The 26,272-nt window shown below is 37.0% G+C and carries 19 protein-coding genes and 1 pseudogene; 7 read left to right on the forward strand and 13 right to left on the reverse strand.

Going from position 1 to position 26,272, the window contains the following annotated elements:
- Positions 1-13 precede the first annotated feature (13 nt).
- The 6 genes and pseudogenes from FLS47_RS14710 to FLS47_RS14735 all read right to left on the reverse strand — a co-directional run bounded on the left by FLS47_RS14710 (position 14) and on the right by FLS47_RS14735 (position 12,528).
- Positions 14-1,699: a RagB/SusD family nutrient uptake outer membrane protein gene (locus FLS47_RS14710; protein ID WP_223225316.1), complete on the reverse strand. Its 1,686-nt coding sequence runs from the start codon at positions 1,697-1,699 to the stop codon at positions 14-16.
- Between the two features lie 18 nt (positions 1,700-1,717).
- Complete coding sequence (locus FLS47_RS14715) at positions 1,718-4,945, reverse strand: SusC/RagA family TonB-linked outer membrane protein (RefSeq protein WP_149915106.1); 3,228 nt, start codon at positions 4,943-4,945, stop codon at positions 1,718-1,720.
- Between the two features lie 361 nt (positions 4,946-5,306).
- Positions 5,307-6,188, reverse strand: coding sequence for an AraC family transcriptional regulator (locus FLS47_RS14720; protein WP_149915107.1), 882 nt, complete (start codon positions 6,186-6,188; stop codon positions 5,307-5,309).
- Positions 6,189-6,236: 48 nt separating this feature from the next.
- Complete coding sequence (locus tag FLS47_RS14725; RefSeq protein WP_149915108.1) at positions 6,237-6,458, reverse strand: (4Fe-4S)-binding protein; 222 nt, start codon at positions 6,456-6,458, stop codon at positions 6,237-6,239.
- A gap of 327 nt (positions 6,459-6,785) precedes the next feature.
- A pseudogene (gene ltrA / locus FLS47_RS14730) lies at positions 6,786-7,808 on the reverse strand (group II intron reverse transcriptase/maturase); the annotation flags it as partial.
- 655 nt (positions 7,809-8,463) lie between these two features.
- Positions 8,464-12,528 (reverse strand): glycoside hydrolase family 2 TIM barrel-domain containing protein, encoded by a 4,065-nt coding sequence (locus FLS47_RS14735; protein ID WP_223225320.1) that lies wholly within the window; start codon positions 12,526-12,528, stop codon positions 8,464-8,466.
- 287 nt (positions 12,529-12,815) lie between these two features.
- Between FLS47_RS14735 and FLS47_RS14740 the strand changes: the two genes are divergently transcribed.
- Positions 12,816-13,406 carry an RNA polymerase sigma factor gene (locus FLS47_RS14740; protein WP_262713886.1) on the forward strand — a complete coding sequence of 197 codons (591 nt, stop codon included), beginning with the start codon at positions 12,816-12,818 and terminating at the stop codon, positions 13,404-13,406.
- A 1-nt stretch (position 13,407) separates the two neighbouring features.
- Positions 13,408-14,508, forward strand: a complete 1,101-nt coding sequence (locus FLS47_RS14745; RefSeq protein WP_149915109.1) for a S1C family serine protease — start codon at positions 13,408-13,410, stop codon at positions 14,506-14,508.
- 356 nt (positions 14,509-14,864) lie between these two features.
- Here FLS47_RS14745 and FLS47_RS14750 read toward each other — a convergent pair whose 3' ends face one another.
- The 3 genes from FLS47_RS14750 to FLS47_RS14760 form a co-directional block, all read right to left on the reverse strand.
- Positions 14,865-15,500: a peroxiredoxin gene (locus tag FLS47_RS14750; RefSeq protein ID WP_149915110.1), complete on the reverse strand. Its 636-nt coding sequence runs from the start codon at positions 15,498-15,500 to the stop codon at positions 14,865-14,867.
- A gap of 88 nt (positions 15,501-15,588) precedes the next feature.
- Positions 15,589-17,103, reverse strand: a complete 1,515-nt coding sequence (locus tag FLS47_RS14755) for a PH domain-containing protein (protein WP_149915111.1) — start codon at positions 17,101-17,103, stop codon at positions 15,589-15,591.
- Positions 17,104-17,107: 4 nt separating this feature from the next.
- Entirely contained in the window at positions 17,108-17,629 is a 522-nt protein-coding gene (locus FLS47_RS14760; protein ID WP_149915112.1) for a PH domain-containing protein, read from the reverse strand.
- A 102-nt stretch (positions 17,630-17,731) separates the two neighbouring features.
- Here FLS47_RS14760 and FLS47_RS14765 point away from each other — a divergent pair, with 102 nt between their 5' ends.
- Positions 17,732-18,868, forward strand: a complete 1,137-nt coding sequence (locus FLS47_RS14765; RefSeq protein WP_149915113.1) for an acyl-CoA dehydrogenase — start codon at positions 17,732-17,734, stop codon at positions 18,866-18,868.
- 24 nt (positions 18,869-18,892) lie between these two features.
- On the opposite strand, the gene FLS47_RS14770 is transcribed toward FLS47_RS14765, so the two are convergent.
- The 3 genes from FLS47_RS14770 to proB are packed head-to-tail and all read right to left on the reverse strand — an operon-like array spanning position 18,893 to position 21,570.
- Positions 18,893-19,279 carry a hypothetical protein gene (locus FLS47_RS14770; RefSeq protein WP_149915114.1) on the reverse strand — a complete coding sequence of 129 codons (387 nt, stop codon included), beginning with the start codon at positions 19,277-19,279 and terminating at the stop codon, positions 18,893-18,895.
- Between the two features lie 3 nt (positions 19,280-19,282).
- Positions 19,283-20,530, reverse strand: a complete 1,248-nt coding sequence (locus FLS47_RS14775; protein WP_149915115.1) for a glutamate-5-semialdehyde dehydrogenase — start codon at positions 20,528-20,530, stop codon at positions 19,283-19,285.
- A gap of 8 nt (positions 20,531-20,538) precedes the next feature.
- The gene (gene proB / locus FLS47_RS14780; RefSeq protein ID WP_149915116.1) at positions 20,539-21,570 is read right to left on the reverse strand and encodes a glutamate 5-kinase; all 1,032 of its coding nucleotides are present in this window, start codon (positions 21,568-21,570) and stop codon (positions 20,539-20,541) included.
- 155 nt (positions 21,571-21,725) lie between these two features.
- On the opposite strand from proB, the gene FLS47_RS14785 reads away from it, so the two are divergent.
- Entirely contained in the window at positions 21,726-22,151 is a 426-nt protein-coding gene (locus FLS47_RS14785; RefSeq protein ID WP_149915117.1) for a hypothetical protein, read from the forward strand.
- A gap of 12 nt (positions 22,152-22,163) precedes the next feature.
- On the opposite strand, the gene uvrB is transcribed toward FLS47_RS14785, so the two are convergent.
- A complete protein-coding gene (uvrB, locus tag FLS47_RS14790) occupies positions 22,164-24,194 on the reverse strand; it encodes an excinuclease ABC subunit UvrB (protein WP_149915118.1) in 2,031 nt (676 codons plus the stop codon).
- Between the two features lie 122 nt (positions 24,195-24,316).
- On the opposite strand from uvrB, the gene upp reads away from it, so the two are divergent.
- The 3 genes from upp (at position 24,317) to FLS47_RS14805 (ending at position 26,197) form a co-directional block, all read left to right on the forward strand.
- A complete protein-coding gene (upp, locus tag FLS47_RS14795; protein ID WP_149915119.1) occupies positions 24,317-24,961 on the forward strand; it encodes a uracil phosphoribosyltransferase in 645 nt (214 codons plus the stop codon).
- A 71-nt stretch (positions 24,962-25,032) separates the two neighbouring features.
- Positions 25,033-25,506, forward strand: a complete 474-nt coding sequence (locus FLS47_RS14800) for a ribonuclease H-like YkuK family protein (protein ID WP_149915120.1) — start codon at positions 25,033-25,035, stop codon at positions 25,504-25,506.
- Between the two features lie 139 nt (positions 25,507-25,645).
- Positions 25,646-26,197: an AAA family ATPase gene (locus FLS47_RS14805; protein WP_149915121.1), complete on the forward strand. Its 552-nt coding sequence runs from the start codon at positions 25,646-25,648 to the stop codon at positions 26,195-26,197.
- Positions 26,198-26,272: the final 75 nt, after the last annotated feature.

The raw sequence follows: 26,272 nt of genomic DNA on the forward strand, positions 1-26,272 counted from the left end.
TCTAAGTTTTAGATTAATACTTGATTGAACTAAAATCAAATTTTACAGGCTCTTTCAATAAATTTGGATTCATCGCTAAATCTGTATCAGGAAATGGTAATGTAAAGTGCGCATCCGTGATATTGGGAATAGGAGCACTATTATCATACATAGTAGTCGAAGGATTTAACACTCCAGTTTTATAAAAATCGTCTAATCCCATGTAAGAACCTCTCTTTTGAGCTTTTAATTCGGTGATAGCGGCTTGCGGTGCGTAATAATGCCAACGCACATAATCGTACCAACGATCACCCTCACAGGCTAACTCTAATCTTCTTTCGATCCATATATCTCTCCATGTATAACTCGTGCGTGCTGCAGTAAAACCAGCTCTAGCTCTCACTTGATTATAACATTGCAAGCCTTTGGCATTTGTCGTGGAACTTGAATTTCCCAATACCGCTTCTGCATATATCAAATAGACATCAGCAAGACGCAATAAATGCGTACTCAAACTTGTTGCCATATTTGCCATACCAGTTCCTATACCAACGATATGGTCATTATTATTACCAACAAGATGTTTTACACTATTGGCTCCCACCGGTGATCTAAACTCACCTGTCGTATTAATAGCAAAATCCGAATAATCAAATCCGCCCTTATCAGACCAGAAATACTCGTACTTATCCGAAAACATCATCATCGATGCTTTTCGACGGCGATCTGTATTGGTTCGTGTCAGTGAAAGGGCATTCTCTCCAAATGCCTCTTGCAAGTCAACTGATGGACCACCCCAGTCTCCCCAAGTATCTCCAAATTCAGAAAAACCTGTTAATGCTAAATCCGATTGTAAAGTATTCTGCGAAGTCCAATTATTCGAAACTGTCCAATGCCACGCCAACAAACTTTCTGAGGAAAAATTCCCCTTTAATCTGAAAATATCCGAATACACAGGAACTAAAGTGCGACCACTCTCTTCTATTACTTTCAACGCATATTCTGCTGCCCTATCCAAATCCTCTTGATTACGTGTGCCACTTTGGCCATATCCTGCTTTCGTCAAATACACTTTCGATAGTAAGCCATACGCTGAATATCTGTCAATTCGACCTTCACGATTTTTTGTAGGCAACCATTCGATGGCCTGCTCCAAAGTCATAATAATATAATGGTATATATCATCTACAGGAGCTTTATAAAAATTATTATAATTACCAGAAGAAATCTCTTCTGAATTTTTGTGAATGATCGGTACTGCACCAAATGTGCGAACTAAATAAAAGTATGTCATCGCTTTCCAAACCAAAGCTTCTCCTTTTACTGTTTTCTTTGCAAAATCTGTAACATTAGGACCAGATTTCATGTCAATATTTTCTATAATACCATTACAATAGGCATTAACAGACCATAAGGAAGCGGACATATTTACCAAATCCTGATCGGTGGAATTAATAGTAAATGTCATATATGGAGAATTTCCCCAATAGTAATTACCCGAAAGCACTTCACCGACTTTGAAAAATCCACGCTGAAAGTCATACCACGGTGAGCTATATATAGGATTCACGGATTGATAACATTGCTCATCCGTTTGATAGAAAATATCGATTGTATAGCTATCAATAGTTGGTCGTTCCAAGAAATCACCACATGACGTTACTACCATAGAAAACCAGGTGATGAATAAAATTTTCGAAGTGTATATTAATTTTTTCATGAGTTTCATAACTGGTTTTTAAAATGACAAATTAATACCTGCTGAATAAACACGTGGCGAAGGATAGCGTCCATTATCCAATCCATACACATTGGCACTTGCTGTACTAACGCCGATTTCTGGATCGTATCCTGTATAGTTTGTGAAGGTGTGCAAATTTTGAATATTCACATACAGACGTACTTGATCAAAGCGCCATCTTTGACTTATTGCATTAGGAAGTGTATAGCCCAAAGCTATATTCTTAATACGCAGATAAGATCCATCTTCAATATAACGATCACTGATACGATCATTATCATTAGGATCATTAAATATAGCTCTTGGAATATCTGTGTCAGGATTCTTAACGCGAACATTGGTGATGTCTTCAAACCAATTGTTCACCACAACACCATTCACAGATGCAGGATAAGTTTTAGTTGGATTAACAGGCTCTAGAAGTGCTCGATCATTAACAACACTCATTTGATTATTCCATGCTGTCAACATATTTGAGAAGTTTATCGAAGCATAATTCATAACTTTATTCCCATACGAACCATTCAAAAAGATATTCAAATCAAAATTTTTATAGTTGAATGTATTATTGAAACCAAAAGTAAATGTTGGCATTGGAGAACCGATATTTGTTCGATCATAGGTATTTATAATTCCATCAGGAACACCATCTGGACCGCTCAAATCGGCATATTTTAAATCTCCCACCCAAGTGGTATTAGATCTATTGAAGACTCCATTTGTAGGATATTTCTCTGCTTTTGGAGAATTTTGAAGATCTTCCAAATCCTTATATACACCAATTACTTTATAACCATAAAAATTATATAGCGGCTCACCAACTTTTGTTACCGTGACTACATCACTCCATTGGCCATAGCCTTCAATATGTGCCGATGCTGTTCCATCAAGGGCAGTTAACTTATTTTTGTTGAAACTAATTTGAAAATCAGAGCTCCAAGAGAATTCCCCTTTTAGATTTTTAGTATTCAATGAAATTTCTAATCCTCTGTTATTTATGGAGCCGTAATTTCCCATCGGAGATGCCAATGCAGAAGAAGCATTACCACGCGTTCCCATATATGAAGGCAACTGAAGTGACATCAACATATCATTTGAAGTCTTATCGTAAGCATCGGCAACTAGATTAACTCTTCCATTCCAAAATGAAAGATCTAAACCGAAGTTCCACTGTTCCTGAGTTTCCCATTGAATAAACGGATTCGCAATATTTGACTGGCGATATCCAGGACCTAAGCCAGTCGGCATAGTGGAAATACTTGATCCCCACAGATATGATCCAATATTCGAATTACCCGTTTGCCCCCAACCAAATCTAAACTTACCATCACTTAGTATAGAAGTGTCCGATTTAAAAATCTCTTCATTTGTAAATCGCCACGATGCCGCAAAAGAATGAAAATTTGCCCATCTATTCTTCGGTCCAAAATTAGAAGAACCGTCACGTCTATACGTGTACGTCGCCATATACCGGTCATCATAATTGTACATAAAGCGTCCAAAAAATGAGGACATTGCAGCGCTACCAAATCCAGAATTAATCTGCGGGTCAATACCAAGTCGCGGATTCTTAATATCGTTAGACGGTAGATTCGTTGCACTTATACGCATGTGTTCATAGGTCGATTCCCAGGCTTCTTGTCCAATCATAGCATTCAAATTATGTACTTTACCAAAAGATTTGGTGTAAGTCAAATAATTTTTTAATTGCCAAAATTTGTTATTGTTTCGTTGCCAAGCACTCGAATTAATGGTTCTTTTCCAATTACCCAATTGTAAGGTTGGCTCAAATAATTCAGCTCTAGAACCTCCAATATCAAACCCCAATTCTGAATGAAGAACCAAATCTTTAAGAATATTCAAATCAGCGAAAATGCTACCGTTAAGCTTTGTTCGTGCTAATAAAATGTCATCACTCAATGCCTTGGCAATGGGATTTAGTGTAGTATAACCCTCACGAACTACACTCGCGTAATTGCCATCAATATCATAAATTGGGATATCTGGAGGAGTCAGCAATGAAAATTTTACGATCCCCTCATCACTATCTACAAGATTCAATCGTTCATCCGTCGAAGAATACATCACATTTGTTCCTAATTTGAACCATGACTTCAATTGTGCATCCAGATTTGAACGAAAAGCGTATCTATTGAATTTAGTACCAATTACCGTTCCTTCTTGATCCATAAATGATCCTGAAACATAATATTTAACAGATTCAGTACCTCCTTGCCCAGAAAGTTGGTGCTGTTGCATCAATCCCTTTTGGAATATCGCCTCTTGCCAATTGGTACCTTCACCCAATAGTGATGGATCCAAAAATTCTGGTCTATTATCTCTAGAATTTACCTCTCCTGCGATATCATTACTGAATTGCGCGAATTCACGAAGATTCATCATATTAAGACGGCCAATTTGATTTTGTAAAGCTGACATGCCTTCATAACTAAATTTAGCTTGTCCAGCACGACCTCTTTTGGTTGTAATCAAAACCACACCATTCGCTCCCTGAGCTCCATAAATTGCCGTTGCGGATGCATCCTTCAGGATTTCCATCGACAAAATATCCGATGGGTTGATCGTCGATAAAGGTGACACTGTCGAAACATTTCCATTTCCTAATGCATCCCCCAAACCAAAATCATGACCACTACTGCCACCTCCTTGGATAATTACACCATCAATTACATACAATGGTTCGGCCTTTGAATTAATAGTTGCTTGCCCACGAACACGAACCGAGACAGATGCACCAGGTGCACCAGAAGTGGATACTGTAGCGACTCCAGCCGCGCGACCTTGCAATGCTTGATCCAAATTTGTGATGACAGATCCTTTTAGCTTCTCTTCGTTGAGTGTAGCAGATGATCCAGATACATCACTTTTTTTCATTGTACCGTATCCGATAGCGACCACCTCTTCTAGTGTATTTTCGGATGAGGCTAATTCTACATTTAAAACAGTGTTTGTAACTAAAATTTCTTTTGAGAGCATCCCTACATACGAAAACACAAGTGTGCTTCCACGAGTTGTACTTAAAGAATATTCCCCATTTTGATTGGTAAAGACACTCACATCAGTACCTTTTACTTTTATGGAAACCCCAGCTAAACGCTCGCCACTATCCATTTGCGTAACATTTCCTGTTATCTGCAAAGTCTGTGCATGCGTAATAATTGGAACAACCAAAAAAATCAGTAATAAATAATAAAATTTATTCATAGATAAATGTTTAAATTGGCTGTAAACGACTTTTGAAAACCGTCCACATTTTATAATTTAGTTATAGATGTTTCTTATACATTCCGCAGAATATCAATTCACTAGACTTTCGACAATAACAGATTAGCAAATAAATTCACTTAAACTGATATAAATTAGATTGAATTTTTTAAATGATAAACTTTGTTTATATTGGTTATAGCTTTATCAATAGCTTATTTCAAATTTACAAGAAATACGACCTTAAGCTATAATACTTTTTTATCTTTTAATCACACATTTCCAACCAAAATATTGGATAAAGCCCACAAATGACATGCTTAATAAAATATTTTTTTATCAACACCGACTTATTAAATACCTATAGATAGATTTTAGAATCTCTGAATTTATTTCTGAAAACAGTTGGAGTAATTCCCTTTTTCTTCAGGAAAATACGGTTGAAATTAGATAAATTATTGAATCCGTTATCCAATGCTATTTCAGCAATACTATGCGTAGTATCGACTAACATCCGACTGGCATGCCCCAACCGAATATCATTTAATGTATCAATAAAAGTGCGACCTGAGCGCTGCTTGAGAAACCTGCTTACTGACACTTCGGTCATCCCCACCAAATTAGCTACCTTCTTTAATGAAATATCTTTATTATAATTACTTCGCAAGTATTGGATTATTTTATTAATTCTACGACTATCATAATCCTGCATTTTGTCATGGAAAGAACGGCTCGAAAGACTTCTGTAATCGGCAGAATTTGATAACTTATATAATATTTCGAAAAGCTTCATTACTGCATAAAATCCTTCCCTTTCCTTTGTCAAATCATATAAAAGTGATTTTAATTCAATAACAGTTTCTTTAGCAAAAGTGACCCCATTATTTGCTTTCTCAAATAATCTTTTTATGGATACGAATTGATTTTTGGAAAGAATTTGATTATTCAAAAGATCAGGATGAAATTGAATAGTGATTTCCCTTATGAGGTCGGATTGACAATTATGCATAAACCAACCGTGCTCCAGGTCCTCGTTGGCAATAAAAGAAAGCTCTATGTCATCAATTTCTTCTATGCTGTCACCAACAATACGCTGAGCGCCTTTCGCATTTTCAATAAAATTAAGTTCATACTCAGCGTGAACATGTAAAGGAAAATCAAAGGAAGATTTCTCTCGAAAAAAGACCATAAAACAATCCTTCTCCGACAGAGGAGTTGTTTCTCTTAAGATAGATACAGACATAAATTCATAGATTGGTTAGTTAAATATAATCAATCTGTGAATAAATTATTATTTATTCAGCTCGTAACTCAAAGCCCCTGATGGACATTTAATTATTTGCTCAATTAAAGGCTTTGTATCCGTATTCTCAGGACTACACCATGGTCTTTCTTTAGGTTTATATACTTGAGGAAGCATTCGTACGCATACTCCCGCATGAATGCATAATTCTGGCTTCCACAATACTGTGATTTCACCATTTGGATGTGGGTATTTAATAATCTTTTCCATGATATATCGATAGCATGTTTAAGTTAATAAATTTTAAGCATAAAATCGGATAGGAGGAACGGGATTAATTCCCGTTCCGACCTTCCACAGCACCGCACGTACCGTTCGGTATACGGCGCTTCCCTAAGTTGTAACACAAACTCGCTTGTATTCTGCCAGTAAAGATGGGTATCCCAGTTGTTTAAGATAGTCGTTGGAAAGGATTGTTGTCAGTATCCAGCTTTTTGCTGTGTGCCAGTAACTTTTCCTTGTGTTGGCCCATTCATACGCCTTGTACTTACTCACGCCTAGTTGCACCAGGTTCGTGATTTTAGTCTTGATTCGTTTCTATTGTTTCCATTTGACCATACGTAACCTACGACGGTACCATTTATCCATATCCCGGAGATTACTCCCCATGTCCGAGAGTTTAAAGTAGTGCATCCAGCCTGTGAGGTATTCCCTAAGGTAGAGAATTCGCTGTTCATCGCTCCAACCTCGACTGCGGCCCGTTAGGCATTTAATCCTAGCTTTCATCTTCCCTAGACTTTTAGGGTGAATACGTAAGCGCCACTCCCCTCTGTAATTGTAGAAACTATAGCCTAGAAATTTAATCTTGGATACATGACGAACGACGCTTTTCTCTTTATTGACTTTAAGCATCAGCTTACCTTCAACAAATTTTGTGATCGATTCCATAACCCGTGAGGCACTCCGTTTACTACGACAAAGTATCATAAGGTCATCAGCGTAACGTACAAATTTGTGTCCTCGAGATTCCAGTTCTTTGTCCAGTTCATGAAGCATAATATTGCTCAAAAGTGGACTTAGTGGGCCTCCTTGAGGTACACCTTCTGTAGTTACTTTAGTCCTTCCGTTTATTTCTACACCTGCTCTCAAGTATCGATGGATAAGTGAGATCAGTCTTCCATCTTTGATCGTGCGTGATAATAATTCAATCAGTTTACTGTGATTCACCGTATCGAAGAACTTCTCTAAGTCCATGTCTACGGAATACTTATACCCCTGTTGAATGTATTCCTTGCATTTGATAAGCGCTTGATGCGCATTGCGACCCGGACGAAAACCATAGCTGTGGTCACTGAATTCAGGTTCGTAGATTGGTGTTAGGATTTGACTAATGCCCTGTTGGATGAGCCGATCAACTACTGTTGGGATGCCCAGCATTCGTTTTGACCCATTCTCTTTGGGAATTTCGACACGTCTTACCGGTGCAGGAGAATAATTCCCCTGCTTGATGGATGTTAAAAGTTTCTCCTTATGCTCTCTAAGATAATCCACAAGGGATTCGACGCCCATCTTATCGATACCGCAAGCACCACGATTACAAACCACTTGTACATAGGCAGCATTTAGGTTCTGACGGCTAAGAAGTTGTTCTAAAAGTCCATCTACTCATGTGTTTGTGTCTGTGAGGTTCTTTTCAATCATCCTAATAAAAGTCTGCCCTCCCACATAGCATTCGGGTTCCGCCCTATTCTTTTGTGATCAGGTTGATAAACGTTATCAATTTTCTGCATTCTATCCTTCATTAGGTAATTCTCATGTATTGATCACTAACTTAAGGTTCATTCCTTCCTTGCTTTGCCGTAAGCAAGTACTACGAAATCGGCTGACTTCTCACAGCTAGCTTTACTCCTTGCTTCTGAAAAAAAAACTTCCACAAGTCTGTGAGATCTCCCCGGGTAAGAACGATAACTTTCATCTCATGTGTCTGCTACATTTACCTTGATGCTTCTGTACAGTATAGGACTTTAGTTTGTGTTGCAACCTCATCCAGCAGCTTAGGCCTTATATGTAGTTTCTGTCCGTCAGACCGAAAGTTTGCCTAATGCTTCCTTCAGATTCCACCTCACGATGGACCCCCTTGCCTTCGGCTAACACTTCCAACTGTAATGGCGTGTTCGGGACTTGCACCCTAGAGTTATCGCCCATGTCGGGCACACCAAAAAAGAGCAAAAACATTGCTGTCTCTGCTCTATATTAAAAAGTGAAAATTGTATTGCTAATCTGCTATAATCCCGAATTCTGCGCCTGACGCAAAGTCCGCACCATTTTGTGAACTTAAAGCCGTAAATCTTAGGTAACGTCCTTTTATAGCCTCTTTAAGTCGCACTGTCTGCACACCAGCATCACGCGTAAAGCTTCCTTCTACGATTGTATCTGACCAAGTCTTACCATCCAAACTGATTTGGATTTTGTAATCTTTAATTCGACCATTAGGCCCATCTTGACGTGGCAAATACGTAAATCCTTTGATTTGTTTCACTTCACTCATATCAAAATCCACCCAATGTGGATATTGGGCTACTGTAACCGAGTACATCGTATGCCAAATGCTATTTGGATTACCATCTACTAAGAATTTTGCACCTTCACCAGTTTCTTCACTCGAAGCAAATACGACACTCAAAGGAACAGTCTCAATCCGTGGAAATACTACCGAGGTTTTGATTTTTGAGTTTGCTTCATACCAAGCTGTTACCTCTCCACCTTCTCTCAATCTGAATGTAGAAGTATACAACTGTGGTTTTGATTTACCGACTTGATACATAATCTTTGCATCTTTATTATCGCTTGCTATAGTCACCTCACCTACTTTATTACGTGTAACAGTCAACGGCATTTCACCTGCTGCAGCCACATTAGCTTGCGCTATGAAATTTGCATTGCGAACTGGACGAATAATAAATCCTAATGAAGTTGTAGTAGCTTTCACACGATCTTGCTCCAACGGAGGACCTTGACCGCAGCTATTCCCACCTAATCCTGTAACCGCAGCGTCTAAATGCAAGTGAGTGCCCGAGCTTTTTGGTAATTCATGTGGATGCGGTGCTAATGTCACTTCCAATTCAGACCAAGGCAATGCTGAAGTTGCTAACTGATCTTTCGCTACGAAAATAACGCCATTACCACTCGCATTTGTTAACGACGCCCATCGTACTTCTTCGTTATTACTCATGCTTTGTGGATTAGCCCAATTCACAAACTGATCCTTAACTGTACTTTTATGCAATTCTATATTTTGTGCTGTTTTGCGGTCAGCGTAATTGTTGATTGGTCCTCGACCATAATAAGTGTAATTGCTTAGATTGTCCGGCAATTGTAGACCATAACCTAATCGCGCTAATACAAAACTTTCATCATTCGATGAAACAATTGATTCTAACTCAATAGAACCATCAGCATAAACCGTCCAAATCTGATTGGTTGTGAATTTAAAATCCGAATCACCAAAAGGCCTATCTGTGTGCTCTATAATTTTGTAGGTACCAGAAGTACCTCCTTGAATAGTTGCAGCATTAGGTGCTTGCGATTCTACTACGAATGATAACACCAATGCACCATCAGCTCTTTGGAAGATAGAATTAGATAATGCTTTGTGTTTTAGATTATGTAATCCTTTTGCCACCCATTGTTGGTAAGCCCAATTGTCATTGTCCAGTGGTGCACGATACGCATCCAATTTTGGACCTTCACCTGCGCGGATAATCGTATTCTCATTGTACGACAAACTGTGTATAGTTCCTTTTTGAAGATCAAAAACAGCTTTGAATCCCTCTCCTTCTACGATTTTTAAATTCGCGTTATCCGAAATGTTAAAAGCACTTCCTTTTGAAACCGTAGAAATTAAAGGTTTGTTAGTTGCATTTTTCACTAGTAATTGTTCTTCCATTTGAACGTATCCTTTTGTTGCCCAAAATTTATCTTCCTTATGTATAAATTGGATTTTCACAAAATATTCCGATTGTTCTTTCAATCTATCAAAAGACAAAGGAACACGTACAATCTGCTTTTGACGAGCTCCAATTATATTTTTCGGTCCTATAAATGCAGAACTTCTTTCGATTTCTAAACCATCCTCAAATAATGCCCATTGGATATCAAAATCTTCTAACGAAACAAAATAGTTTTTATTAAAAATTTCGATTTCGCCTTTTGTAATGTCTAAAGCTTTTACGCCGACATTTTGGTATACCTTTCTGACTTCCCAATATTGTGGTTTTTCGGTACGATCCGCGAAGATTAATCCATTATTCACAAAAGTGCCATCATTCGGTTTGTCACCAAAATCACCACCATACGCAAAGAATTTCTCACCAGTTTTCTTATCGTAATAATACATCGATTGATCCATCCAATCCCACAATGCACCGCCCATAAAGAAGTTTGTGGATTCAATCGCTTCCCAATAATCAATTAAATTACCTGCAGCATTACCCATCGAGTGTGCATATTCAGAAATATGGAATGGATATTTGAGATTAAATTTTCCCGTTACTGCGCCACGCACCCAGCTAATAGAAGGATATTGATTTGAACCCATATCCACAATCGCATTATTACGCTCGTATTGTACAGGACGCGAAATATCTATTTTTTTAATCGCATTGTATGCTTCCACGAAATTTTGACCTGGTCCAGCTTCATTTCCTAATGACCAAATAACCACAGATGGGCGATTAATAGTAGCATGTACCATTTCCACATTACGTGCGACATGTGCATTTTTCCACTCTGGTGGATGTGACAATGAAGCTTCACCGTAATAATATTCGTGACTCTCAATATTCGCTTCATCTTCTAAATAAATTCCATATTTATCACACAAGTAATACCAATATGGATCGTCTGGGTAGTGCGCATTTCTGACGTGATTGATGTTCGCACGTTTCATCAATTTGATTTCATCTTCCATCTGCGCACGAGAAATCACCTTACCTGTTTCTGGATTTGTCTCATGACGATTCACTCCTTTCAACTTCACCGTTTTGCCGTTGATGTAATAATAGCGCCCCGCTAATCCAAATTCATCGTCTTCCGCTTTGGTATCTTTTATTTCTACTTTACGGAATCCCACATGTGTGGACACCGTTTCAATAACTTTTCCTTTTCTGTCTTTTAGTTCTGCAACTAGAGTATAACGGTAAGGTTTCTCGGCTGACCACAAACGTACATTAGAAACTTTCAGATGTTTGGTCGTGAAAGCTATAGTTTGCGGATCCATTTTAGCTGATTCTCCAGCCTCATCAACGACAGTGGCTATCAAATTTTCAACCTGATCAGAGTATAACGTATTTTCATACAACTTGTATGTCAGCGTGAAGCCTTTATGAAGCTTTTTATTTGCATTTTTTACATCAGCTGAAATCTCCAATACTCCATCTTTATAGCCATTCACAACATCCGGAATAACTATTAAATCACGTACATGAACTTTCGGCTTCGAAGTCAATGAAACCATACGGAATATACCTGGAAGTCTAAACATATCTTGAGCTTCGATAAACGAAGCATCAGAATTACGATAAACTTCAACAGATACCGTGTTAGAACCTTTTTCATTCAGATAAGGAGTGACATTAAACGAAGCTAAGTTTCTGGAGTTTTTTGAGAAACCCACATATTTGCCATTTATCCACAAATAGAAAAACGAATCTACCCCATCAAAATTAATGTACACTTCTCTCCCTTTCCAATCCTTAGGCACATCAAACGATCTTTTGTACGATCCGACTTCATTACGATAGGTATATGTTGTCCAATCTTGACGTGGTTCGCGCATTACACCACCTTTCCAATCACCAACTTTGACGCTGTGTTGAAAAATTACCTGTTGATTGACATAAATTGGAACACCATATTTTAAGGAACCATCTTTCTGAATACCTAGAATATTCCAACTCATCGGCACAGGAACATCATCCCATTTAGCTATATCAAATGAATTTTCATAGAAATTCATAGGTCTTTCATCTGGATGTTTTACCCAATTGAATTTCCAAGTGCCATTTAAACTTTGGTAATAAGGACTATTTTCTGGTAATACCTTTAACGCTTGCTCTGTATTACCAAAGGAAAAGAAATACGATTTAGGCAATTCCTTGTTCAACGACAATTGTTGAGGTGACTGCCATTCATTGCCCTCGGGCGCATCCTTCACACCAAAAGCGAATCCATTTAGATTTCGTGTAACCGGCATGATTGTTCCAACTCGTTCCTGCGCATGCGAATGCGACAAGATAAAAGTTAGCATTAAGTAAAGAGAAATAATTGATTTGCAATTCATTGTTTAAGAAGTATAAAACAAAAATATCATATCCTAGAGCAAATACAACAGGCAAAGTAAACACACACGTTTGCGGAATTTTCAATTCTAATGAATATTTGTTGCACACTTATCAATTCCACTCAAACAAAAGATATTGTATAACAATTGGTTAAAACAATATCCTAGTAATTTCATTAAGTTTATTGGGTTTTCATTAAAAATTCCACTACGTTTGGGTGAGATTTTTTTCATATCTTAAATTTAATTTTCAAAGGGTTACTATTTGGATTTTAGGGTATTAATAAGTGAGTAAGATTAAGAACATATTACCAGCAGACGTTTCAGACGCTGATATCATCAACGGCATCGCTCAGGGAGATAATAGGTCTATCCACAAGATATACAAATCATTCTACCCTTCGATTGCACACATGATTATCAACAATAATGGAAGTGATGAAGAAGCGAAAGACATCTTTCAAGAGGCGGTGATGGTATTGTACGATAAGATTACTCAACAAAAATTTGAGTTGAGTAGTAAACTCAGTACTTTTTTGTATGCTGTTTCGCGCAGATTGTGGTTAAAGCAGTTGTCGCGAAAAGGACACAGCACTAATACGGCTGATATATCGGATTTTGAAGATATATTACATGTCGAAGAGGATTTGCAACAACATCAAGAGATTGAAAACAAATTTGATCAAATGAACGAAGCAATGACTCAATTAGGCGAACCGTGTCAGACGCTGTTGAAAGATTTTTATATCAAAAACTTATCCATGCAGGATATAACGGAAAAGTTTGGATATACCAATAGCGACAACGCAAAGACACAAAAGTATAAATGCTTACAACGTCTCAAAAAGATATTTTTTACGATCAAAATCAAAGAGTAATATGCAAATGCAGCGGCATAATTTCATAGAATGGGCAGACCAATATTTGAGAGGTGAACTTGAACCAATAGATGTTCAGGCTTTCGAAAATTTTTGCCAGTCTAACCCTGAATATGCGCAAATTTTCGAAGAACACAAGAATTTCTTAGCTACTTTCCAAGAAAACGAACACAGAAATCATTTTAAAGCTGCGCTCCTAGAAGAGTCCGCACAAGTTTCCTCTTTTGAGAAAGAGAAAGACTTCGGCACAAAAGTTATTTCATTCTGGAGTAAATTACAGATTAATACCGGTGTCGCGGCGGCTGTAGCATTTATTTCTGTATTTAGTACATTGTGGTTGACAGGCTATTTCACAGATGTGAAAAAAGCAACTTCAGACTATAGTGCTTTGCGTAGAGAAATGAATTCTGTAAAACGTAATGTGACTGCACAAAACAAAGTCATTCAAAACATCAACAAAAACGACATTACACAGAAAGAAACTCCTACGCATTTCGGTGCTACCGGATTCTTATTGACTAAAGATGGTTATGTGGTAACAAATTATCACGTCGTTAATGGTGCGGATTCTATTCAGTTGCAAAATCAAAAAGGTAAAGCATTCCGTGCGGAAATCATTCATACGGATGCAGAAAAAGATCTTGCGATATTACGTATTGTAGATTCTACATTCAAAAATGTTAAAACTGTGCCTTACACATTCAAAAGACAATTGGCTGATGTCGGTGAGGATATATATACAATAGGTTTTCCACGTGATGAGGCGGTTTATGGTCAAGGTTATTTAAGTTCAAATACGGGGTATTCGGGTGATACGATTGCTTATCAAATATCAATTCCTGTAAACCCAGGTAATAGTGGTGGCCCTGTTTTGGATGCACAAGGTAATATCGTAGGTATTATTTCGGGTAAACAAAAAGGCATTGACGGTGCTGCTTTCGCCATTAAATCAAAAGAATTAATTGAAACGCTTAACAAAATCCCAAGCGATTCTTTGAAAGGTAATATCGTACTGAACAACAAAAATTCACTAAATAAATTAAGCCGTACCGAACAGATTAAAAAGTTACAAGACTTTATATATATTGTCAAAGTTTATTAAAAATTAGTCTAAAATCATCATATAGTTTAAGGACACAGCAATGTGTCCTTTTTTGTTACAAAATTTATTTGTTTGAATATTAGATATTTAATATCTTAGAATTAACATGAAAACTTTTTGGATATATCTATTCATATTCTTGTCTCTACTATTAGCAACACAATCTTTCCTGTATTTCTCAAGTAATGAGCACTACACATTGGATTATAAACAGCTGGCAGTACATCTGTTGATTATCATCATCTCTGCGATACTGGTGTCCTTTATATTGAGAAAACGAAGAAATTCATACAATGAAAAAGCCAACTAAAGATAGTTGGCTTTCTAGTTATATATGTTGTTTGTGCTAGTCGTGATTAGAGGTTTGGTTGTGGTGTTACACGTAGATAAGGCTTGATTTCCTTAAAACCTTTCGGAAACTTAGCTGGGATATCTTCCGTTTTAATCGCAGGAACTACAATTACGTCTTCACCGTGCGACCAATCTGCTGGTGTAGCTACCGAATATTCTGCTGTCAATTGCAAAGAATCAATTACTCTTAGAATTTCATTGAAATTACGTCCTGTGGATGCTGGATAAGTTAATGTCAATTTGACTTTACGATCTGGACCAATCACAAATACCGAACGAACAGTCGCTGTAGCGGACGCATTGGGATGAATCATATCATACAATTCAGCTACTTTACGATCTTTATCTGCAATGATTGGAAAATCTACTGTAGTATTTTGTGTTTCATTAATGTCTTTCACCCACTCCAAATGTTCTTCTACTGGATCGACACTCAATGCTAAGACCTTTACATTGCGTTTTTCAAACTCTGATTTCAATTGTGCAGTACGACCCAATTCTGTTGTACAAACGGGTGTGAAATCCGAAGGATGTGAATATAATACTACCCAACTTCCTGCTGTATAATCGTAAAAATCTATATCTCCAATAGTCGTTTGCGCTGTAAAATTTGGCGCGTCATCTCCTAATCTTAAACTCATATTTTTGTTGTTTTAAATTAAAATAATCTATTAACCCTACAAATATAGTAGACTTTATTATCTATTCCAATTTTTATCTGCTATAAATTTATTTTTCTATTTTATATAACACATAATTCGCGATTTGGTTTACTTCATCATCAGGAAAAAATCGAAAATTCACTCCCTTGGCTGCGGTAGAAATATTCAAATTCGCTGTAAAGGATTGTTGTTGAAAAATTGTCTGTGATACACCTACACTCTGCACACGCGCCATCGGAATGACTATTTCCTTTTCATTCCACATTCCATAACGTTTTACTATAAAATTATCATTATAAATCAGTCTATAATTTTTATAGAAAAGATAATTATAAATTGTAGTTGCTAACAGAAGAATTAAAAAGACAGGATATATTAACATCGTATCGAATTCTATATAGTAAAGAGCAATACCTAACAGCCCAAAAAAGAACAACATTTTGATAAATAAATTAATCAACAATCCTATTCTTGGTTTTAATTCTGTGGTGTTTTCAAATATCGGATCTGGAAACGCAAGTTCATAAACCTTATCGCGATCAGCTAAAATAATTCCAGGCATAACAATGCTACTTTTGTCTTCCTTAGCAGCATTCGTAACCAACTGCTTTAAGGACAAAATTCCTATTCCAAAGTGCTTTAAGATTTGGTTCTGTTTAAACGTGATAAATTGAATTTTCTCACGGTTAAAAATGGTATTTACTTTATTAAACAAACCATATTGCATACTGAAATTTCCAGTAATATTTTTTACAATATTAAAATTGTAATATTTGACATAATATCGAACTAAATTGATAATGAATGGAATAGTCATTAGTCCAATCAATACAATAATCACAAGCATGAATATTGAAGCTAATGCCAGTTCTTTTACAGCGGCGGTGTCAATATCTTCATCCGAAAGTTCAAATGTTTCAATTGCATCTTTAAAGTTTTGGAACATGGTCACAAAGAAAGCGAAAAAAAGTGCTAATCCCTGACGATAATTACTAAACAAGCTAACTAGCAATATATTTTTCGCTGGTAACGATAAGACTGTTTTATCAGAACTGATTGTAGGCGTTAAAATATCTGTTTCTTCTGTGGATACTTTTTGCTGCTCTCCATGAATTTTCGACAGCAAAAGTTTTTTTAATTCTGTTGCATGAAAACCATCCAAGGCATATAAGTCAACTTCTACTTTATCGCTGCCCGCAGTATCCAGTGTGAGTCCGTATAATGATAAAGCCTTTTGGACTACATTTTGGGTGATATTAACTTGAAGAATATTGGAAAACTTGATGACAACTTTGGATTTGCTAAATAAACCTTTTTGAACCACAAATTCTTCCGCTTCCTCATCCACATAATATTTAAAGGTTCTGAAATTGACCAATGCGATTATAGCTACCAACAGCAATAATCCGAAAATTATAATCCATACATATTTAGAAAAAATGATATCACGATGCTTATAAACCATATAAACAATGAAAAAGAATAATTGCTTAATGATTTTTACAAAAGTCTTTAGAATATTGATTAGATAACCTAAAGAATTAAGCCGCTGTGGCAATCCAAATAAATGCGCTTCTTGCATACAGTTAATGAATAGGCTTTTGGCTGATTTTTTGAGAAATGAACTCTTGCATAATCGCGACTTGCGTTGACTCAATCCCTGGGACTTTGAGCCCTTCACCTGCTCCAGCAGTATGTAGCTCTATGCTGGAAAGATTAAACAACCGTGAGACAGCTCCTTCTTTTATATCTACGTGTTGAATCTGTTTAAAGGGAATAATCTTAATAGATTTTGTAAAAATTCCCGATCTATACAATATATCTTGTTCCCGCAATGCATACCCCCAATAACGTAAAGACCATACACTCAAAATGAGCAATAGTAGTATAAAACTCAATCCGCCAAAAAGAATATACAGATAAGTACTATTCCAAGGATCATCATTTAACCAGAAAACACCAAAAAGTATTATAAGAAATACTGTGATAAGGATTACATATTGAATCAAAACGACTGTTTTGTATTTTGGCGATATATGTTCAAATTGTACATCTCGCCAATCTGGCAAGTCTTTTACAAGAACTTGATTGTTTGAAAATTCTGTCATAATAGTATTTCCTAATATAATAAATATTTTCAACAAAAATTTATTATGCTTGCATAGTATAATTTATTATATTTGATTTACAACCTTATAAACTTTGATAAAATGAATTTTGAACTATCTGAAGAACATAAGATGATTCGTGACGCAGCTCGTGAATTTGCGCAGGAATTAAAAACTGGTGTAATAGAGCGTGATGAATTAGCTAAATTCCCTTGTGAATTCGTCAAACAAATGGGAGAATTGGGTTTTATGGGAATTATGACGCCTGAACAATATGGAGGTGCAGGTTTGGATACATTAGCATATGTTTTAGTCTTAGAAGAGATTTCCAAAATAGATGCTTCAGCGGCTGTCATCGTTTCTGCGCACAATTCATTAGTGCTTTGGGGGTTAAATGAATACGGTTCAGAAGAACAAAAACAGAAATATTTAGTACCGCTAGCAAAAGGAGAAAAACTTGGCGCTTTTGCACTTTCCGAACCAGAAGCTGGCTCGGACGCATCTTCGCAACATACAACTGCCGAAGACAAAGGGGATCATTATCTACTTAACGGCACAAAAAACTGGATTACCAATGGCGGTAACGCAGATATATATTTAATAATTGCGCAAACAAATCCCGAATTAGGACACAAAGGCATAAATGTACTCATTGTCGAAAAAGGTCTGCCAGGATTCACTATTGGACCCAAAGAAAACAAATTGGGGATTCGTAGTTCGGACACGCATTCATTGATGTTTTCGGACGTAAAAGTTCCCAAAGAAAACCGCATTGGCGACGATGGCTTTGGATTTAAGTTTGCGATGAAAACCTTAGATGGAGGACGTATTGGAATTGCAGCACAGGCTTTAGGCATCTCCGCTGGAGCGTATGATTTAGCTTTAGCTTATTCAAAAGAAAGAAAAACATTTGGTAAACCAATTTCGAGTCACCAAGCTATACAATTCAAACTAGCCGATATGGAAGTTGAAATCGAAGCAGCACGACTACTAACCTATAAAGCCGCCTGGACAAAAGACCAAGGTTTACCGTATGGAAAAGAAGCGGCAATGGCGAAATTACACGCATCGGAAGTAGCCATGAAACATACCGTAGAAGCGGTACAAATTCATGGTGGATATGGCTATGTGAAAGATTATCACGTGGAACGCTTAATGCGCGACGCCAAAATTACCCAAATCTATGAAGGTACTTCCGAGATTCAAAGGTTAGTAATCGCTCGAGAGGTATTAAAATAGAAAAAGTCGGAATTCCGACTTTTTCTATTTTAAAGCTTTATCAATCTGACCTAGCAAATCATAATCTTCAAAAGAAAAGCTTCCGGAAGATTTCATATGATATTCGAAAACTACTTTAGCTTTCCCCAAAATTATCTTATCTGAATTGATCAACCCATCATACATCAACAATTGCGCGAATGGACGAATTTGCTCGGGTTCTAATGTGGAAGCAAAGATGATTAATTCATTATCAGATAGTGCTATTAACTCTTCTCTCTCTTTATTAAAAAACTCCTTATATCCTTTAGGAATAACTTCGGGTGCGAGATCTTCCAATTGTCCCTCCCATTTATTTACCAACAATCTTAGGAACTTACCCATTTCATTTATCCAATTAAGGATAGTATCTTTCTCGTATCGAATACCCATCTGCTATCGTATATGTCCGTCACCACGAATATACCATTTTTCGGTGACTAACTTCTCCAAAGCAAATGGTCCACGCGCATGCAATTTTTGTGTAGAAATACCGATCTCAGCACCTAACCCAAATTCTCCGCCATCCGTGAAACGTGTAGAAGCGTTTGCATACACCGCAGCCGCATCAACTGTTTGCAAGAAAGTATTGATACTTCGTTCATCCGTAGACACAATACATTCTGAGTGTTTGGAAGAATATTTTTCGATATGTTCTAACGCTTCTGCAAGCCCATCGACCGACTTAATAGAACATTTAAAATCCAAAAACTCGCGTCCAAAATCCTCTTCCTGCGCTTTTACTAAATAGGGATAGCGGAATTGTTCGAAGCTACCGTATAATTCTTCTGAAGCGAAGACTTCCACCTGAAAAGGAATTAATGGCGAAGCCAATTTCTGTACAAAAGCGTCAGCAATTTCTCTATCCACTAACACAGTATCTAGCGCATTACACACCGAAGGTCGTGACGTTTTTGCATTCACAACAATTGCTACAGCTTTATCGAGATCCGCAGTTTTATCCACATACGTATGGCAAACACCTGCTCCCGTCTCTATAACGGGAACTTTAGCATTCTCACGAACAAAATCAATCAAAGATTGAGATCCACGTGGAATGATTATATCCACATATTGCGTCGCCGTCAACAAATCATAAACCAAATCACGGTCTGATGGAAGCAATTGTACCAAATGCACATCAATTCCGTGTCCAGCCAACACAGCTTGTATCAAATCCACCAAACAAGTATTTGTATAAATTGCATCCGATCCACCACGCAATAGACACACATTTCCAGATTGAATACACAAAGCTGCCACATCAATAGTAACATTTGGTCGCGCCTCGTAAATCACGCCAACAACGCCTAAGGCTACTGATTTTTTCTCAATTTGCAGACCATTAGCCAGTACTCTTGAAGTCAGAGTTACACCAGTAGGATCGGGCAAATTTGCAACATCCAACACACTATTCGAAAGACCAATAATACGTTCCTTAGTCAACAAAAGTCTGTCGTATTTGGAATCCGCAGGATCCATGCGATCCAAGTCCTTTTTATTCTCCGTGATTATTTTATCAATGTTTTCTAACAAAGATTCCGAAATCCCTATCAATATAGCTTGTCTTTCATTCAACGCTAAAGCATTGATTGATTTTTTAGCTCGCTGTGCAGCTTGTAATTGTACTTGAATACTTCCCATTACCTCTATTATATGAGCACAATATCGTCAGCATGTGCTATTTCCAAATTCTTAGTTTTACTATTCGTCTTCATCGCTAAAGAATCAATCTTTGACTTTGCTACAGCCTGAATCGTTCCCTCTTCGTCTGCGATATGAAAGACTTCACCAATTTCAAAATGTTCAATGATGTCAATCACCCCAACAGCCAACAAACTTTTGCGGTTACGCAAAGCACTTAAAGCTCCTTTATCAATCGTCACCAAGCCCTTTATCAGACTGCCACTTGCCATCCATTTTTGCTTAGATGAGACTCTTTTTTCTTGTGCCCTGCACAAAGTTCCTACTTCACCTTTTACAGCCTTAATAATATTGTCAACCCCATGCATACTGAAAATAACGACTTCAATGCCCATTTGTGTAGCCAATCGTGCAAAATTCAGCTTAGAAGTCATCCCGCCCAAACCCACAGAAGACTTATCTTTTCTCGCTAATGATAGAACACTTTTATCAATCGTATCAATTTCCGAAATAACATTTCCGTCCGCATCCAAAACGCCCGGAACTGATGTACACAGCAATAATTTGTCTGCTCCAAAACCTGCAGCTATAAGAGTTGCTAATTCGTCATTATCCGAAAATTTAAGTTCTTTGTTGCTGACAACATCATTCTCATTCGCAATCGGGATTACATTATTTTTCCATAAAGTCTCATATGTACTTTTTAATTGCAAAAATTGTTCTCTATTCGAAAAGTGATGACGCTCACAAAGACTTTGTGCCAATGCAATTTTAAAGGGTTTGAAATAGGTCGAATATTTACGCACCAATAAGGGGTTACCAATTGCCGCAGCAGCTTTACGTTGCTCCAAAGTCCCTTTGTATTTGGGTATAAATTTCTTTCCCGCAGCAACCGCACCAGACGAAACAATTACAATATTGTACTGTGTTTGTAATACAGAAACTTGACGAGCAATTTCTAATATAATGCGTTCATCGATTTCACCATCTGAAGTTACAGAAGCAGAACCGAATTTTATAACTAAAACCCCCTTCTTCATTAACACTTTTTCAATTAGACTATACTTAAGTTAACAATTGCGTAAACTTAACAATTGTTATTTACAAAATAAACAAAAGTAACCAAAGAAAAGATGTAAAACGTATTTCGGAATATTTTTTGCTAAATCCTATAACACACTAAGTTAACAAAATTATGAAAATAAGCCTTTTATTATCAATTGTATTACTCCTGATAGGTTGTCAATCCAATAGAACAAATAATGCAATGGAAAGCACGGATACGCTCCAAAATATAGGTGGAACGAAAGATAAAAATGGTTGTCTTACAGCTGCAGGATATACGTGGTCACAATTGAAGAATGATTGTATTCAACCTTTCACAGAAGGCATTTCATTGGATATTTTGAATACCGCTAATTCGTATCAAACTGCTGCCTTTATTTTACTAGATTCTGTCCAAAAGAAAGCCGAAGTTTTTGTAGCTGAAGAAGATGAAAGTATTATTTTGGATCAAAGTAACGATACACTTTATTCGAATGGCAAATTTCATCTAACAAAAGAAAACTTTTGTTGGACATTAAGTCTCAATAAAATAAAATTATACCAGGAAAGAAAATAAGAGAGATGTGGGTTAACCAAATCTCTCTTTGTACTGTGATTCCATCGCAAACATTTCATCACGCAATTTAGCTGCTTCTAAGAAATCCATGTCTTTAGCGGCTTTTTCCATGCGCTTGCGAACCGTTTCAATAGCTTTCTTGAAATCTTTTTCGCCCATATATTCCATCAATGGATCTGCAGCTACAATCGACGATGCATCTGGCTCCACATAAGCTTTCACTTCTCCTGGCTTATAATCCGCTACCGATGTTTGTTCTATAATTTCTTCGCGCGATTTACCAACCGTACGTGGCGTTATACCGTGTTTTAAATTATAAGCGATTTGTTTATCTCGACGACGATCGGTCTCCTCAATCGTAATACGCATACTGTCGGTTACTTTATCCGCATACATGATCACTCGACCTTTGTCATTACGTGCTGCACGACCAATTGTTTGTATCAATGAACGTTCCGAACGCAAGAAACCTTCTTTGTCCGCATCCAAAATTGCTACTAATGTAACTTCGGGTAAATCCAAGCCTTCACGTAATAAATTGACACCCACTAACACATCAAATTCCCCCAAACGAAGACCACGCAAAATTTCTACACGCTCCAAAGTCTTCACTTCTGAATGTATATAGCGCACTTTAATATTTAGTCGAGACATGTATTTTGTCAACTCTTCTGCCATTCGTTTGGTCAACGTAGTCGCCAATACACGTCCACCATCCTTTATAGCTTTATCCACCTCTTCCAGGAAATCATCCACCTGATTGATTGCCGGTCGAACCTCTATAATTGGATCCAACAAGCCCGTAGGACGAATTACTTGTTCTACAAAAACACCTTCAGTTTTTTGCAATTCATAATCTCCCGGCGTCGCCGAAACGTAGATTGTTTGATTTGTCAAGGACTCAAATTCTGGAAAATTCAAAGGTCGGTTATCCAATGCTGCGGGAAGTCTAAAACCGTGTTCAACCAACGAAATTTTGCGTGAACGGTCACCGCCATACATTGCACGCAATTGCGGTAACGTTACGTGACTTTCGTCAATCACTAACAAATAATCTTCTGGAAAATAATCCAACAAACAGAAAGGACGCATCCCAGGTTGACGACCATCAAAAAATCTCGAATAATTCTCAATACCGGAACAATACCCCAGTTCACGCATCATTTCCAAATCGTAATTTACACGCTCTTCCAAACGTTTCGCTTCCAACATCCGGCCTTCTTCTTCCAATTGTGCTTTACGAGCAACCAGTTCTTCTTGAATAGACCAAATTGAAGAGGTAAACTTATCTTTTGGGGTAACGAATAAATTCGCAGGAAACAGCGATAAACTTTCATGTTTAATGATTGTTTTCCCCGAAACAGGATCAATTTCAGATAATTCATCGATATCATCACCAAAAAATGAAACCCGATAGGCAATATCCAAATAAGCAGGATAAATATCGACGGTATCTCCTTTCACACGAAAAGTTCCTCTCTTGAAATCTGAAGTCGTTCGAGAATATAAAATTTCAACCAATCGATGTAAAAAAGCATTACGAGAAATCGTAGTACCTACGCCAAATCGAAAAATCGAACGTGAAAAGTCTTCAGGATTTCCCATACCATAAATACACGAAACCGAAGAAACGACAATCACATCTCTCCGACCCGACATTAAAGCCGAAGTCGTAGCCAAACGTAATTTTTCAATTTCTTCATTGATCGCTAAATCTTTCTCGATATACGTATTTGTTGTTGCAATAAAAGCTTCTGGTTGGTAATAATCGTAATAAGACACAAAATAATTCACCGAATTATTGGGGAAGAATTGCTTGAATTCTCCATATAATTGCGCTGCTAATGTTTTATTATGACTAAGAATTAAGGTAGGTTTTTGCGTCTGCTGTATCACATTGGCCACAGTAAAAGTTTTACCGGAACCTGTTACACCCAGCAAAGTTTGGTAAATTTCACCCTCCTTGACGCCTGCAACTAGCTCTTTAATTGCTCCTGGTTGATCTCCCGTAGGTTGGTATTCTGATGTAAGTTCGAATCTCATATAATGCCTCTAATGTAAAAATACCAATTCTTTACACCATCTCCTAACATTAAAGATATATTGTGGCGCGACATAAACATATGTCAATATTATTTGTTAAATTGGTTCTAAACTAGACTGCTATGGTTACGATTCTTACAAAAAAAAATAGTATAGCCAATCAATATATAAGCGAACTCCGCCATATTTCTATTCAACAAGACCGACTACGCTTTCGAAAAAATCTCGAACGATTAGGTGAAATCATGGCATATGAAATCAGTAGAAATCTCACGTATTCAAAAGAAGAAATTGAAACGCCATTGGGTATTTCGAAAATGCTTACACTAGATGAACAACCCGTGCTTATTACTATAATTCGTGCAGGATTGCCTTTTCATCAAGGATTTTTGAATGTTTTTGATCATGCAGATTCGGGCTTCATAGCGGCATTTCGTCACACAAAAAAAAGTGGTGAATTTGAAATTCATAAAAAATACGAGAATACTCCCGACTTGGATGATAAAGTAGTGATCATCGCAGATCCTATGTTGGCAACTGGAAAAAGTCTGGTCTTGTGTTGTAAAGAATTATTAAGTCAATACAATATTAAAGAGTTGCATATTGCAGCAGTCATCGCTTCCGAAGAAGGTGTACAACATGTTCGTGCCTTTATCCCAGAAGCTTATTTGTGGATTGGAGACGTAGACAATGAACTTACCAGCAAATCTTACATTGTTCCCGGATTAGGTGACGCAGGCGATTTGGCATATGGCAACAAAGCTTAATTGAGTATTAATATTACATTCATATAAAATGAACATTCGAATCTTAACTTCAATAAAAAACAAAATTAGCTATGGAATGGCAAAAATTCAATGGCGAATACCTTCGCTCATCTATCAACGAAGCTGTTGAAACAGCAATAATTCGAGAAAAACAATTAGGAAACAAGCTAAAAGTGTACATCGGAACGGACTCCCAAGTCAAACGTAACACTGTTGAAATGGCCACTGTCATTGTTTTTCTTCGTGAACATAAAGGAGGATTTATGTTTACACAAAAAGAACGCATTACCTACCGCATGAGTATCAAAGAAAGGATGCTCCTTGAAGTCCAAAAATCCATCGAAGCCGCTTATCTTTTGTGTCCTCTCCTTGACAAATACGAGGTAGACCTAGAGGTACATGCCGACATTAATACCAATCCTAATTTCGAATCAAATGTAGCCCTAAAAGAAGCTATGGGTTATATCTTAGGAATGGGCTTTGTATTTAAAGCAAAACCTGAATCGTTTGCTAGTACAAACTGTGCGAATAGAATAGTACAATAACTATTCAGCATTTTTCTTTTTTAACCTGTTTTCAATTAAGAAATTTAATTGAAGAATAGAACTTTTCTCTCCATTTTAGACCAATCATTTTCACACAAAAGCATTTTGCAACCCTAATATTTTGTGTAATATTGCAAGAATGGCGCACTCAATAAATACTCTTCTGAAAATCGCGGTGGTAGGCCCTGAATCTACAGGAAAATCGACCATGGCAAATTACCTTGCAAAAGAATTAAACACACTTTGCGTCCCGGAATATGCACGATTTTATTGCGAAGATTTGAATCGCCAATATACGTTAGAAGATGAAGTGAATATGTTTCACGGTCAACGTGCCCTAGAAGAAGCTGTTGCTAGTAAAGCAACAAACAATATCTTAATATGTGATACCACAATTCTGACAGTGAAAATATGGTGTGATCATTTATTCAAACACACACCTGAAAATATCATAGCAGAAATACAAAATAGAAAATACGATCTGTATTTGTTAATGGATATTGATTTACCATGGCAAGATGATCCTTTACGTGACTTCCCAACGGAAAGAGAGCACTTTATGAACATATGGAAAGATGAATTAAATGCGCTAAATGCAAATTACCACATTATATCTGGCACGGATCAAGATAGATTGCAGAAAGGTTTGATGGTATCGAGTCAATTTATCGATCATAATACACAGAAATAAATATTAATAAAGACAACCAATATTTTCACTAACCCAATCAAACAATAAAAATAAAAACAATATTTTCAATGTAAA

This window comes from Sphingobacterium cavernae, assembly GCF_008520265.1.
GTDB classification, from domain to species: Bacteria; Bacteroidota; Bacteroidia; order Sphingobacteriales; family Sphingobacteriaceae; genus Sphingobacterium; species Sphingobacterium cavernae.